This window comes from Luteibacter rhizovicinus DSM 16549 (genome assembly GCF_001887595.1).
In the GTDB taxonomy this organism is placed as follows: Bacteria; Pseudomonadota; Gammaproteobacteria; order Xanthomonadales; family Rhodanobacteraceae; genus Luteibacter; species Luteibacter rhizovicinus.
In genome coordinates this window covers 3,394,419-3,408,196 of record NZ_CP017480.1, presented here as the reverse complement: position 1 = coordinate 3,408,196, position 13,778 = coordinate 3,394,419, and the positions used below count along the sequence as shown (strand labels likewise).

General features: G+C 66.5%; 14 protein-coding genes. 7 read left to right on the top strand and 7 right to left on the bottom strand.

Annotation, left to right across the window (positions count from 1 at the left end; genetic code table 11):
• Positions 1-13 precede the first annotated feature (13 nt).
• The 5 genes from BJI69_RS15615 to BJI69_RS15595 all read left to right on the top strand — a co-directional run bounded on the left by BJI69_RS15615 (position 14) and on the right by BJI69_RS15595 (position 6,810).
• The gene (locus tag BJI69_RS15615) at positions 14-1,585 is read left to right on the top strand and encodes a bifunctional GNAT family N-acetyltransferase/carbon-nitrogen hydrolase family protein (protein WP_046977556.1); all 1,572 of its coding nucleotides are present in this window, start codon (positions 14-16) and stop codon (positions 1,583-1,585) included.
• Positions 1,582-2,937: a chloride channel protein gene (locus BJI69_RS15610; protein WP_046977557.1), complete on the top strand. Its 1,356-nt coding sequence runs from the start codon at positions 1,582-1,584 to the stop codon at positions 2,935-2,937. Before BJI69_RS15615 ends, BJI69_RS15610 begins: the two co-directional genes overlap by 4 nt.
• Complete coding sequence (gene hutI, locus BJI69_RS15605; protein ID WP_046977558.1) at positions 2,934-4,172, top strand: imidazolonepropionase; 1,239 nt, start codon at positions 2,934-2,936, stop codon at positions 4,170-4,172. The genes BJI69_RS15610 and hutI overlap by 4 nt, the downstream gene beginning before the upstream one ends.
• Before the next feature lie 247 nt (positions 4,173-4,419).
• Positions 4,420-6,060, top strand: a complete 1,641-nt coding sequence (locus tag BJI69_RS15600) for a hypothetical protein (RefSeq protein WP_071924998.1) — start codon at positions 4,420-4,422, stop codon at positions 6,058-6,060.
• A gap of 21 nt (positions 6,061-6,081) precedes the next feature.
• Complete coding sequence (locus BJI69_RS15595) at positions 6,082-6,810, top strand: class I SAM-dependent methyltransferase (RefSeq protein WP_046977560.1); 729 nt, start codon at positions 6,082-6,084, stop codon at positions 6,808-6,810.
• Positions 6,811-6,873: 63 nt separating this feature from the next.
• Here BJI69_RS15595 and BJI69_RS15590 read toward each other — a convergent pair whose 3' ends face one another.
• The 6 genes from BJI69_RS15590 to gltX form a co-directional block, all read right to left on the bottom strand.
• On the bottom strand, positions 6,874-7,038 hold the full coding sequence (locus tag BJI69_RS15590; protein WP_071924997.1) for a 30S ribosomal protein THX: 165 nt from the start codon (positions 7,036-7,038) through the stop codon (positions 6,874-6,876).
• A gap of 84 nt (positions 7,039-7,122) precedes the next feature.
• Complete coding sequence (locus tag BJI69_RS15585; RefSeq protein ID WP_046977561.1) at positions 7,123-8,088, bottom strand: cation diffusion facilitator family transporter; 966 nt, start codon at positions 8,086-8,088, stop codon at positions 7,123-7,125.
• Between the two features lie 36 nt (positions 8,089-8,124).
• Positions 8,125-8,592, bottom strand: a complete 468-nt coding sequence (locus BJI69_RS15580; protein ID WP_244890691.1) for a MerC domain-containing protein — start codon at positions 8,590-8,592, stop codon at positions 8,125-8,127.
• Positions 8,593-8,760: 168 nt separating this feature from the next.
• Entirely contained in the window at positions 8,761-9,234 is a 474-nt protein-coding gene (locus tag BJI69_RS15575) for a transcriptional repressor (RefSeq protein WP_046977562.1), read from the bottom strand.
• A 39-nt stretch (positions 9,235-9,273) separates the two neighbouring features.
• A complete protein-coding gene (locus BJI69_RS15570; protein WP_046977563.1) occupies positions 9,274-9,591 on the bottom strand; it encodes a hypothetical protein in 318 nt (105 codons plus the stop codon).
• A complete protein-coding gene (gene gltX, locus BJI69_RS15565) occupies positions 9,584-10,987 on the bottom strand; it encodes a glutamate--tRNA ligase (RefSeq protein WP_046977564.1) in 1,404 nt (467 codons plus the stop codon). The genes BJI69_RS15570 and gltX overlap by 8 nt, the downstream gene beginning before the upstream one ends.
• 133 nt (positions 10,988-11,120) lie before the next feature.
• On the opposite strand from gltX, the gene BJI69_RS15560 reads away from it, so the two are divergent.
• Positions 11,121-12,281 (top strand): glycosyltransferase family 4 protein, encoded by a 1,161-nt coding sequence (locus BJI69_RS15560; protein ID WP_071924996.1) that lies wholly within the window; start codon positions 11,121-11,123, stop codon positions 12,279-12,281.
• Positions 12,253-12,795, top strand: coding sequence for a phosphatase PAP2 family protein (locus tag BJI69_RS15555; protein WP_046982049.1), 543 nt, complete (start codon positions 12,253-12,255; stop codon positions 12,793-12,795). The genes BJI69_RS15560 and BJI69_RS15555 overlap by 29 nt, the downstream gene beginning before the upstream one ends.
• Before the next feature lie 95 nt (positions 12,796-12,890).
• Here the strand turns inward: BJI69_RS15555 and accD are convergent, their stop codons facing one another.
• A complete protein-coding gene (gene accD, locus BJI69_RS15550; protein WP_071924995.1) occupies positions 12,891-13,769 on the bottom strand; it encodes an acetyl-CoA carboxylase, carboxyltransferase subunit beta in 879 nt (292 codons plus the stop codon).
• Between the last annotated feature and the right edge of the window lie 9 nt (positions 13,770-13,778).

The following is a 13,778-nucleotide window of genomic DNA, read 5'->3' as shown; positions in this document are numbered from 1 at the left end:
GCATAATGCGGGAATGACCGAGATCATCGCCGCTCAATCGCCGAAGCTGCTGCTTCGTCTGGCGCGTCCGACCGACGTGCCCGAACTGGTCGCCCTCACCGCCCGTGTCTACACGCCCGAATGGGGCCACTCGGCGGAAATGCTGCAGGGCCAGCAGACCCACTTCCCCGAAGGCCAGTTCGTGGTCGAGTACGAGGGGAAGATCGTCGGGTTCTGCGCCACCTTCCGCATCAACGAAGCCGTGGCGCTGGCACCGCACACCTGGATGCAGATCACCGGTGGCGGATTCGCCTCGCGTCACGATCCCAAGGGCGACTGGCTCTACGGGATGGAGATCGTGGTCCACCCCGATTACCGCGGCATGCGCATCGGGCAGCGCCTGTACATGGCGCGCAAGCGACTGTGTACCGACCTGAAACTTCGCGGCATTGTCTTCGGCGGCCGCATGCCGGGGCTGGCCCGGGCGATCAGCCGCTACGGCAGCGCGGAAGGCTACGTGCAGGCCGTGGTCGACGGCAGTCGCCGCGACGCCACGCTGAGCTTCCAGTTGCGCAACGGATTCGAAGTCATCGGGCTGCTGCGCGAATATGTCCCCTCCGACCATGAATCGCTCGGTTATGCGGCGCACCTGATCTGGCGCAACCCGCAACTGCACGATCATCCGGATACGCCGAAGGTATCGCAAAGCCATCGCCTGCCGGACTCGGTGCGTGTGGCGTCGGTGCAGTACCAGCAGCGACGCATCGGCTCGTTTGCCGAGTTCGCCACCCAGGTCGAATACTTCGTCGATATCGCCGCCGATTACGATGCCGACTTCGTCGCCTTTCCCGAGCTGATCACGCTGCAGCTGCTGTCGATCGAGAACGCCGAACTGTCGCCGGTGGATTCGATACGGCGCCTGTCCGAGTACACCGACGAGGTCAAGGCGCTGTTCCATCGCCTGGCCGTGCACTACAACATCAATATCGTCGGCGGCTCCCATCCGACGCGCCAGCCCAACGGCGACATCCATAACGTCTGCTACGTCTGCCTGCGTGACGGTTCGATCCACGAGCGCGAGAAGCTGCATCCCACACCGAGCGAGCGCAACGTCTGGAACATCACCGGCGGCGATACGGCGGCGACGATCCAGACCGACTGCGGCCCGATCGGCGTCATGATCTGCTATGACTCGGAGTTTCCCGAGGTCGCGCGGCACCTGACCGACCAGGGTGCGCTGATCCTGTTCGTTCCGTTCTGCACCGACGTGCGCGAAGGCTACCTGCGCGTGCGCTATTGCTCGCAGGCACGGGCCATCGAAAACCAGTGCTACGTGGTGCTCTCGGGCAACGTCGGCAACCTGCCCGGCGTGAACAATTTCGACATCCAGTACGCGCAGAGCTGCATTCTCACGCCGAGCGACCTGCCCTTCGCGCGGGATGGCATCGCCGCCGATTCCACACCCAACATCGAGACCGTCTTGTTCGCCGACCTTCGCCTGGAAAACCTCGCCCGCGCGCGCAACTCCGGAGCGGTGCAGAACCTCAAGGATCGTCGTTTCGACCTCTACCAGGTGCGCTGGTCGCGCATGCCGGAGGGCAAATGAACCTCGACCGGCTCCGGGCCTTCGGCCAGCACGACTGGCTGTCGCCCGAGCAGTGGCGTCGCCGCATCCTCTTCTGGTCGGGTGCCATCGTCGTCGGCCTGGCCGCCGTGCTCTTCGCGAAGGCCGCGGACTTCGCCTTCGACATGTTCCACGCCGTTGCCGCGCACGGCTGGTGGGTGCCACTGATCATTACGCCGGCGATGTTCGCCCTGCTCTGCTGGCTTACCCAGGGCGCCCTGAAGGCGACCCGCGGGTCCGGCATCCCGCAAGCCATTGCCGCGTTGAAAGTCGAAGACGAGGATTTCCGTACGCGCCTCCTCTCGCTCAAGGTGGCTGCCGGCAAGATGGCGCTGACGCTCGCCGCCTTGCTCGGCGGCGCTTCGGTCGGCCGCGAAGGCCCGACCGTGCACATTGGCGCAGGCCTGCTGTATTCCATGGGCCGGCGATTCGGCTTCGACGATCCCACGGCGGCAGGCCGGTTCATCCTTGCCGGTTCCGCCGCCGGCCTTGCCGCGGCGTTCAATACCCCCCTGGCCGGTGTCGTCTTCGCCATCGAGGAAATGTCCGGCACGTTCGAGCACCGCATCAGCGGCACGCTGCTCACCGCCATCGTCGTGGCGGGCGTCGTTTCACTCGGCCTCGTCGGCAACTACGCGTACTTCGGCGACATCACCGCCGCGCTGCCGCTGGGCCGGGCCTGGATCGCCGTGCTACTTACCGGCGTCGTCGGCGGGCTGGCCGGCGGCCTGTTCGCACGCCTGATCATTCCGTCGGTGACGGGGTTTCGTGGTGCGATGGGCCGGTTGCGCGCCCGCCAGCCCGTGGTGTTCGCGGCCGTCTGCGGCCTGGCGCTGGTGCTACTGAGCCTGCTAAGCGCGAACGGGCTATACGGCACGGGTTATGCGCAGGCGCGCGACATCCTGCAAGGCCACAGCGACACCGGCCCGCTGTTCGGCGTACTGAAGTTCCTCGGCAACATCGCGTCCTCGTGGGCCGGCATTCCTGGCGGGATCTTCTCGCCGGCACTCGCTGTCGGCGCCGGGCTCGGCGGCAATATCGCCCAGCTCCTGCCCAGTGCGGATACCTCGGCGGTCGTCCTGCTGGGCATGGCGGCGTATCTTGCCGGCGTGACGCAGGCACCGCTGACCGCCGTGGTGATTTCGCTGGAACTCACGGCCAATCACCAGATGGCCCTGCCGATCATGGCGGCGTGCCTGCTGGCGCGCGCCGTCTCCGGCCTGGTCTGCCGGGTTCCCGTGTACAAGGCACTGGCCGACGTACTCATCGTCCGCTACGAGGAGGAGCGCGTGCGCCGCGAATCCCCCATCACCGAAGGAGCGCCACCCGCATGACCACCGATGACCGCTGGGACGGCCTGCTGCTGGACGTCGGCCTCGCCACCCTCGTCGACAACGGCGTGCCCTACGGAGCCATCGCGGATGGCGCGATCGGCTGGCGCGATGGCGTCATCACGTTTGCCGGTCCCCGCAGCGAGCTGGCGGGCGATCCCCATGCACTGGCGCATCGGGTCGAATCCCTGCCCGGCACCTGGGTGACACCCGGCCTGATCGACTGCCATACCCATCTGGTGTTCGGCGGCGACCGCGCACAGGAGTTCGAGCAGCGCCTCGAGGGCGCCTCGTACGAAGAGATCGCGCGCGCCGGCGGCGGAATCGTCTCCAGCGTACGCGCGACCCGCGCTGCGAGCGAGGACGACTTGCTGCGGCAGTCCCTGCCACGCGCAAAGGCCTTGTTGGCGGACGGCGTGACCACGCTGGAAATCAAGTCCGGCTACGGCCTCGAGCCCGACGCCGAGCGCCGCATGCTCCGCGTCGCGCGACGCATCGGCGTCGAACTGGGTATCGACGTGCGCACCAGTTTCCTGGGCATGCACGCGCTGCCGCCGGAATACGCGGGACGACGCGACGAGTACGTCGCCCTGGTCTGCGACACGATGTTGCCCTCCCTGGCCGGCGAGGAACTGGTCGATGCGGTCGATGCGTTTTGCGAGGGCATCGGCTTCACCCACGACGAGACCGAACGGCTCTTCCGCAAGGCGAGCGAACTGGGCCTGCCGGTGAAGCTCCACGCCGAACAGCTATCCGACCTGGGCGGTGCGGCCCTGGTCGCCCGCTACAGCGGCCTCTCTGCCGACCACCTCGAATGGACCAGCGAAGAAGGCGTGCGCGCCATGGCCGAAGCAGGGACCGTGGCGGTGCTCCTGCCCGGCGCCTACTACGCGCTGCGCGACACGCGACCGCCGCCCATCGAGGCCTTTCGTCGCCACGGCGTCGCCATGGCGGTGGCCACCGATCTCAATCCCGGCACCTCGCCCCTGCTGTCTCTTCGCCTTGCCATGGGCATGGCCTGCACACTATTCCGGCTGACGCCCGAAGAAGCGCTGCGCGGCGCCACGGTCCATGCCGCGCACGCCCTTGGGCTCGACGACCGCGGCATCCTCGCACCCGGCCGTCGTGCCGATCTCGCGATCTGGAACATCCGTCACTTACCGGAACTCTGCTACTGGATCGGCGGTGATCTGTTACGCGAGGTCCGGGTGGCAGGCGAGCGCCCCCATGAAACGTAATCCGCACGATTTTTCCGAATTGTTCCATCGATAGGCAGGAAGGTCTGACCTAAGATCGGTGATGTCGATCTCGCACGGCACGCGCTGCGCGTTGTAAGGAACATCGTTGATTGCACCACCGCCAGCGCGCCGCGGGGCACGCGCCACGTCTCGCCGCATCGCAAGCCTGATAGTTACCCTGGCGCTGCTCGTTGCGTGCGCCGATCCAGGGGAGACCACCGCTGAACGCGCCACACGCGCACGGCAGATGCGAGACGTCTCGCGCATGCTCGATGCGATGGAAGCACCGCCGTTGCCTGGTGGTGCGGACGCCGGATTCACCGGCGTCCCTGGTGCGGCTCCATCGCCCTCCGACTCGGCGCCTCACAAGAAGCCTGCATCGGCGCCGCTCCGCGACGGGCCTGGCTGGGCGCTGGCCATCGGTGCGATCGCCACCGCCATCAGCATCGCCGCCGGTTTGCGATGGCGCCGTCGACGACGGGTACGCACGCCGAACGATCGGCGGCCGTCGATCGCGCATGCCTTTGCTGCCGACGCACCAGTGCAGCCTCCCAGGGCCGCCGCACTGAAATCACCTGAATGGGTCTATGTCGACTCGCCGTATGCCACGCCCTTGCTCTACATGGTCCCCGAGCCGGTCGACCTGCTCCTGCCGGTGGCAACGGTGTCCGAACCAGCGACCGCGACACCGACATCGTCGCGGCGACGTCAGGCGCTGCTGATGGAACTCCAGGCCATCGACACCAGTCCGGCCCTGCACCTGATCGGCGACAGGCAATTTCCGGAGATTCGGCGCGTCGGCGAAGGCAGCGCCAGCGCCGACGCGTGGCAAGCCATTCTTGAAGACACCAGCAAGGGCGATGACGATGACGCCCGGCTGGCTCGTTGGCTTTCACCCGCCATCCTCGTGCTTCGCTCGCGTGATCACCGTCGGCGATGTGCCGAGGCCTTGCTGGAGGATGCGGCGCAGCGCACCCGCGACGGCATGAATCGAGCCACGGAAGACGAGCGTCCGCATTGGGTAGGCCGCGCCATCCGTGTAGAACTGGCCCGCATCGAACGCTTATCCGGTGCCACACGCCTGTTCGCCCTGCGCGCCCTGCAGTCACGCCAGCTTATCGACCTCGGCGCCGAAGAAGCGCCGGTGCTCGATGCCTGGATCGACGTGCAGCTGGCCTGGGCGGGATGGTTGCTCGGCGGCGGCGCGACCGCACGCCAGGCCGAAGCCGAGGCCCTGTGCGATCGCCTTGCGGCCATCGGGCCAGAAGCGGCGACACGCGCCCTGCGTCGGCGCGCGGAGGTCTTCCTCCAGCGCGCGGAGAACGAGAAAGCCGCGGCGCGCCTGGCCAACCTGGGCTGCGCGCAAGCGCTGCTTGAAGACGCCTATACGCGCGACCACGATGCAGGTAACGCCTTGCTGCTCGCGCGTTGCGCTCGACTACGCGCCATGACGCTACCGCCCACGGACGCCGTCGACGCCTGCGCCGTGGCACTCACCCATGCCTTCCTCGCCGAACAGGATCCGGCCTGGCGAATGGACGCTCTCGAATGCCGCCTGGCGGTCCAGCTGACCTACGAATCGCTGCCCGGACGGGCCATCCAGGGTGAAGTGGCGGCCTCGTTGGGACGCGAACTCGCGTCGATGGCCGCCGATTCCGTCGGCGCGCGCACCGCCATGGCGGCGACACGCCTGCGCGAGGGCGATTTCGCCGGCGCCAGCGCGCTGTGCGAGGCCGCGTGGCGCAGCGGTGGTGGCGACACCCACCTGCTCAATCTCTGGCGCGACGCCTGTCGCGGCTGGACGCAGACCGCCGACACCACCGGCCACGATCGCCATGCACTCGCCCAGGCGGTGCGCCAGCTGGCCATCGCGCGCGCCACTCTCTAAGACCAGGAACGCTGCAGACCCATGAGTTCTCACCCAGCCCCCAAAGACACGCCTGCCCCGCTCTGGCATACGCGATACGGCATCACCGCGGCGGTCGCCACCGACCATGTCGTCGCCCGCTCGCTCCAGCTCTATGGCGAATGGGCCGAGCACGAGACCAACCTGCTCAGCGGACTCGTCGAAGAAGGCCAGACCCTTCTCGAGGTCGGCGGTGATTTCGCGGCGCACACCTTGTGGATGGCGCATGCGGTCGGCCCGCTCGGACAAGTCCATGTCGTGGAACCTCGCCGCCTGCGCTTTCAGCAACTCTGCGCCAACATCGCGCTCAATCAGCTCGATAACGTCTTCACCCATCCGGTCTGGCTGGACCGCAACCCCGGGCAGCGCACGCTGGACGCCAGGGAATCGGTGCGCGCTGTGACCATCGACAGCCTCCAGCTCGAAGCCATCCACTTGATGAAGTTCAATCTGGCCGACACCCTGGTCGACGCACTCGCCGGTGCCAGGGAGACCCTACGCGAGCACCGGCCCCTGCTCTACGTGCGGCTGTCGGGCATGGAGCAGGCCGCACAGGAAGTCGCCACGATCAAGGCGCTCGGCTACCGCGTGTGGTCACACGTGCCCTATCTCTACAACAGCGACAACCATGCCGGTGTCGAGAACAACATCTTCCCAGGCATCGTCCAGCAGAACGCCATCGCGGCGCCGGCGGACAGTCACTTCGAGTTTGGTGATCGGCTCGAGCTCTGAACGGCACCGCTGAAAACAAAAAGCCCCGCTTATGCGGGGCTTCTCATCTCACGCAGTGAAGGCTTAGGCCTTCTTGCGCGGGGCCGCCTTCTTGGCGGCGGCGGCCGGCTTTGCAGCGGCCGGCTTTGCCACGGCTGCACCGCTGACGACGTCAACGTGCGGACGAGCATTGCCATAGCTGGAACGGTTGATCTTGCCGCGACGGGTGCGGCGATCGCCCTTGCCCATGGGAAACTCCTTGATTCGGAATGATGAAGAGGAACGGCCGGCCATCGTATCAGCGGCGGCGTAAATGGCAAGCCTGACGGCCGTTCAGTGAACGTGCTGGCTGCCCTTTCCGCAGCCCTCCAGCTCATCCGGACAGCGACCCGGGTCGAACTGGACCGTCGCATGACCCACCTGCCAGCGCTCCACGAGCATGGTCTTGATGGCTGTGAGACAGCGAGCCGGATCGGCGCCAGGCCGCAATTCGGCGTGCAAGGTGGCCATGCGTGCACCGGCGGTGACCTGCCATACGTGCACGTGATGGATATCCAGGATGTTTTCGTCGGCCTCGCGCAGGCCTTTCTCGATGTCGGCCAGATGGATGCCCTCCGGCGTGCCCTCGAGCAGGATGTGCCCCGAACGGCGCAGCAAGGACCACGCACTGCGCAGGATCAGCAGCGACACCAGGATCGACAGCACCGGATCCGCCCACAGCCAGCCAGCCCAACGCACGGCCAGCGCAGCGAGCACGGCAGCGACCGAGCCGAGCAGATCGCCCAGGACATGCAGGCTCGCGCCCGCGATGTTGACGTCGTCAGGGTCGTGCCCATGCAGGGTACGAAGGACCACGACGTTGGCGATCAGGCCGATCACCGCCACCACCAGCATCACGCCGGAGAGGATCGGCTGGGGATCGAACAGCCGCTGCACCGCTTCCACGATGATGAAGGCGACCAGGGCGAACTGGGTCAACGCGTTGACGAAGCCGGCCAGCACCTCGATGCGGCCGTAACCGAAGCTTCGCCGTGCGTCGGCGGGACGGGCCGCGAATCGCGCGCCGAGGAAGGCCAGCAGCAGGGCCAATGCATCGACCAGCATATGGCCGGCATCCGCCAGCAGGGCCAGCGATCCGGAGACCAGGCCGCCGGCCGCCTCGACCACCAACATGATCAGGGTCAGGACGAACGCGAACAGCAGCTTCTTCTCGCTGCTCCCTTCGAAGTGGCTGTGGTCGTGCGAGTGCGCCTCACCGTGCGAATGGCCGGCGTGGTCGTGGGAGTGGTCGTGTGCCATGCGCGAAGGCTAGGGAATCGTGCCGCGGTTACACAATCACGGGTGGGCGCAGGACGGACCATGGATGTGGCCGGCGTGCTCGCTGCGGTCGACGCGCAAATTGACGAAATGCGCCGAGGCCAGCAGGAAACCACCACAGGTGACGAGCACGCTATGAACGATCAGCGAGTCGCTGTGCAGGAAGGTCACGCCCAGGATCAGCAGCATCAGGCCGGGAGTCGCCAGGATCAGCGGCAAGCGGCGGCGATGCCGGCGGAAGCCCGAGATCAGCGCAGCACTGGCAAGGACGCAGGCGAATGCGACGAATCCGGCTTCGAAACGGTGATCGGCGAGAAAGGAAAGACCCAGTACCGGCAGCAGGGCCAGCACGAAAGGCAGCGCCGCGCAGTGGATGGCGCACAGGAACGAGGCCAGGGCGCCGACGCGGTCGGCGGCATGCCACCAACGCCGTGGTGCTTCGGAATCGACGGGGGATTCGACGGGGAAATCGGTCATGAGATGCATAGCGTGACTTCTTGCTCAGACACAGGCAAGGGATGATACTTTATAACATTGCGGAAGCCAAGAAAATCAATCCTTTCCGTCTGACCGGACAATCACTCTTTCCTGTGGGAGCCGATTCAACGGCGATAACCAGACTGCCGAGCCCCTTCACGGACCAGGCGACATGCCTCAACGGCAGTTCTTGCAGATGCCGTGCACTTCCAGCGTCTGCGCCTGCGGACGGAACCCGAACGCCTTGGCCTGTGCCTCGATCAGGTCGGCCACGCGCTCGTCGCACACTTCCTGGGCGCACTGGCACTTGTCGCAGATCAGGAAGGGCACCTGATGCGACTCGGCCGGATGGTGGCAGGACACGTAGGCGTTGATCGACTCCAGCTTGTGAATAAAGCTGTTCTCGAGCAGGAAATCGAGTGCCCGATAGACCGTCGGCGGCGCCGCATTGCCGTGCTTCTCGCGAAGACGGTCCAGCAGGTCGTAGGCCTTGACGGGTTTGCCTGCGCTGGCGACCAGCTCGAGGACTTCACGACGTAACGGCGTCAGCCGCAGGCCACGCTCGTTCGAGGCGTGCTCGACCGCCGCGACGAAGCTGCGTGCGTCGTCGTGGTGCTCATGATCGTGTCGGTGGGCGGCTTGCGTGGTCACATCGAATCCTCGTGTCCGTCAGTCTAACATGAGGCCACGTCAGCGTTTTTTCGAGCCCGGTAACGGTGGGGGCTGCGGGCCGCCGACCGGCGATGACGGCGGCAGCGGCGGCGGGCCCCGCTTCGGTATGAAGGGGATGACCCAGCCAAAGGGACCCAGGACGAGCGCCCCGACGATGCCTGCCATGGTCCTCCCCCGCCACCAGCCCAGTAAGGCGCCGACGGCGATAAAGAAGACCTGCCAGGCAATCAGGTTCCACCAGGGGACCAGGCCCATCAGGTTGCTGAAGATGCGCAGCGACGCACCGGGGTCGTCGGGATCGACCCCTTGCATCGCCCGCGCGAGAAGCTCATCCACGCGAGCGGGCGAGCGCCTCGTCGATGCGCGAGATGGCACCCTCGCGACCGGCGAGGTAAATGGTGTGCTCGATCGACGGCGACACCTGGGTGCCCGTCATCGCCACGCGCAGCGGCGCGGCGACTTTGCCCATGCCCAGCTCCAGCGACGCCGCCACGCGCTCGACCGCGCCGTGAATGGCCTCGGGCGTCCACGCCGGCAGCGCGGCCATTTCGGCCTTTGCCGCTTCGAGCGCGGCCGGCGCCGTCTCGGTGCGCAGGTGCTTCTCGATGGCTTTGTCGTCCCAGGCCAGGATCGGGCCGTACCAGATCGTCGCGCGCTCGGCCATTTCCTTGAAGGTCTGCACGCGGTCACGCAAGGCGACGACGACATCGGCCGGATTCGGGCCCTTCGCCGGATCGATGCCGATCTTCTCCAGATGCCAGGCCAGCTCGAGACCGAGCACGGCCGGATCGTCCGTCTTCAGATAGTGCTGGTTGAGCCAGGACAGCTTGTTGACGTCGAAGCGCGACGCCGCCTTGTTGACATCGGCGACGTCGAACAGGGTCTTCATATCGTCGACCGAGAAGATCTCCTGGTCGCCGTGCGACCAGCCGAGTCGAACCAGGTAGTTGAGCAGCGCATGCGGCAGGAAGCCATCGTCGCGATACTGCATGACGCTCACCGCGCCGTGGCGCTTGGACAGCTTCTGGCCGTCCGGGCCCAGGATCATCGGCAGGTGCGCGAACTCGGGCACGGGTGCACCCAGCGCCTTGTAGATGTTGATCTGGCGCGGCGTGTTGTTGACGTGGTCGTCGCCGCGAATCACTTCCGTGATGCCCATGTCGATGTCGTCCACGACGACGGCGAAGTTGTAGGTCGGGAAGCCGTCCGAGCGGAAGATGACGAGATCGTCGAGCTCTTCATTGGACCACTCGATGCGCCCCTTCACCTTGTCGTCGAAAACAACGCTGCCGGTGGCCGGGTTCTTGAAACGGATGACGCGGTTCGGATCGTCACGCATCGGCTCGTCGCGATCGCGGTAGTAGCCGTTGTAACGCGGCTTCACGCCTGCAGCCATCGCCGCGTTGCGCATCGCCTCGATCTCTTCCTTGGTCTCGTACGCGTAGTAGGCCTTGCCCTCACGCAGCAGCTGCTCGGCGACCTCGCGGTAACGATCCATACGCAGGGTCTGGTAGTACGGGCCTTCGTCGTGCACGAGGCCAAGCCAGGACATGCCGTCGAGGATGGCCTGTACGGCCTCCTGCGTGGACCGCTCACGGTCGGTGTCCTCGATTCGCAGCACGAACTCGCCGCCGCGGCGGCGGGATTCCAGCCAGCAATACAACGCGGTGCGGGCACCACCAATATGCAGGTAGCCGGTGGGACTGGGAGCGAAGCGGGTACGGACGGTCATCGTGTGGGTCGTTCGGCAGGCAAGACCGCGATTTTAACCCAGCCATGCTGTCATATGCCGGTCATGCCCCGATAACCGCCCGGACACGCCATTGCGCGAGCATGCGTCAAGCCAGGCCAGAAGGGGCACCGCCATGCGAGTCGGCATCGTCACCGAGACCTACGCACCGGAGGTCAACGGCGTAGCCCTTACCGTCCAGGCGCTCGCCCGCGGGCTCGTCCGGCGGGGTCACTCCGTCGACCTCATCCGGCCGATCCATCCGGAGACGCCGCCACTGAGCGATGCCGGCATGGAGGTTCTGGCCGTCGAAGGCGCCGCCCTGCCTCGCTACGCCGGGCTCCGCTTCGGCCTGCCCGCCCGCTTCCGCATCGAACGCCGCTGGCGCGCGGACCGCCCCGATGCGATCTACGTGGCGACGGAAGGCCCGCTGGGCTGGACCGCTGTCAGCGCCGCTCGTCGGCTCGGCATCCCTGTCGCCACGGGGTTCCACACGCGATTCGACTTCTACGTCGGCCATTATGGCTTCAGCGCCCTGACACCCATCGTCCGCCGCTACCTGGCCCGCTTCCATCGCCGGGCGCAGACGACCCTCGTACCGACGGGCCAACTCGCCAGCGAGCTCAACGATCTCGGCGTCCACGACGTGCGTGTCCTTCGACGCGGCGTCGATACCGCGCGCTTTCATCCGGAGCATCGCGATGAAGCCCTGCGCGACAGCTGGGGTGCCGGTCCCGACACGCCGGTAGTACTCAGCGTCGGGCGCGTGGCACCGGAAAAAAACCTGCACGTGGTCATCGAGGCCTATCGCGCACTCGCACGTCGGGTACCTCACGCACGCTGCGTCATCGTCGGCGACGGCCCGGGCCGGGCAGCGCTCGAAGCGGCTAACCCGGATGTGATCTTCGCCGGCACGCGCCGCGGCGATGAACTGGCTGCGTTCTACGCCAGCGCCGATCTCTTCGTCTTTCCCAGCCTCACCGAAACCTTCGGCAACGTCGTGCTCGAGGCGATGGCCTCCGGCATCCCGGTCGTCGCCTACGCCGAAGCCGCCGCGCGTGAGTTCATCCGCAACGGCCAGAACGGCATTCGCGTCGCGCCAGGTAACGAAGGCGGTCTGATCGAACGCGCGGCCACCCTGGGTGCCGATGCCACGGTGCGTACGGCCATGGGGCATGCCGCACGCGTTTCTGTCGCCAACCTCTCGCCCGAGTCGGTCGTCAACGACTTCGAAGCCATCATGCGATCCCTGTCCGAGGAGAATGTCCATGAACGGAGCACCGCCGTCGCCGCGTAGGGCGAGCCTCGATCGCCGCATGTGCGTCGCCGCCAATCGCTGGGGAGCACGCCGGGCCATCGGGATCTTCTTCGGCGCCATCAGCCGGCTCGGCGATGGCGTTTTCTGGTATTCGCTGATGACGGTCATCGCGCTCGTCGGCGGCTGGCACGGTGTCGCTGTGGCCGTCCAGATGGCCGTCACCGGTCTGACCGCACTGATGCTTTATCGCGTACTCAAGCGCTGGACGCGCCGTCCGCGACCGTTCCGCACCTGTCCCGGCGTCATCGCCCACGTACCGCCGCTCGACGAATTCAGTTTTCCGTCCGGGCATACGCTGCAGGCCGTGGCGTTCACCGTTGTCGCGGTGGCGCACTACCCGATCCTCGCGCCTTTCCTGATCGGCTTTGCGGCGCTGATCGGAGCGTCTCGTGTCGTTCTTGGACTGCACTATCCGAGCGATGTGCTTGCCGCGACCGTGATCGGCGCGGGTCTTGGCAGCTTGTCGCTGTGGGCGGAGCGCGTGCTGGTGTGACGCCATGTGGCGCGCTAGCCAGACCAAAAACACAAAAAGCCCGACCGAGTCGGGCTTTTTGCTATCGCCGCTGAAGCGGCTCCCACACCCTCACATCACGCGGCGGCGCGCGGCGCCTTCTGCATGATGCCGAGCATCGCGCCGAGCTTGTCGCGCATTTCGCGGCGATCGACGATGACGTCGATGGCGCCGTGTTCGACCAGGAAGTCGGGACGCTGGAAGCCTTCCGGAAGGGTCTCGCGCACGGTCTGTTCGATGACGCGAGGTCCAGCGAAGCCGATCAGGGCTTTCGGCTCGGCGACATTGATGTCACCCAGCATGCCCAGGCTCGCCGAGACACCACCGGTGGTCGGGTGGGTGAGCACGGAGATGTACGGCACGCCGGCGTCGCGCATGCGTGCCAGCGCAGCCGAGGTCTTCGCCATCTGCATCAGCGAAAACAGGCCTTCCTGCATGCGGGCGCCACCCGTGGCGGCAAAGCACACCAGGGCACTCTTGTCGGCCAGGGCGCGCTCGGCGGCCCGGGCGAACTTCTCGCCGACCACCGAGCCCATCGAGCCGCCCATGAAGGCGAACTCGAAGGCGACCGAGACCACCGGACGATCCAGCAGACGGCCGGACATCGCGATCAGCGCGTCCTTCTCGCCCGTGGCTTTCTGCGCCGCGGTGACGCGGTCCTTGTACTTCTTCTGGTCCTTGAACTTCAGTGCGTCGACCGCTTCCATCTTCGCCCAGAGCTCGGTGGTGCTGCCCTCGTCGAAGAAGGCGTTCAGGCGCACGCGCGCGCTGATCGCGTGGTGATGGCCGCACTTCGGGCAGACCATCAGGGACTTCTCGAGCTCCGGCTTGTAGAGGACCGTGCCGCAACCGGCACACTTTTCCCACACGCCCTCGGGCACCTTGCCCTTGTTATCGCCGGCCGCGCGCTGCTGGGCGCGGGTCTTCGGCGTCATGATTTTCTGCAGCCAGTTCATCGTTGTCTC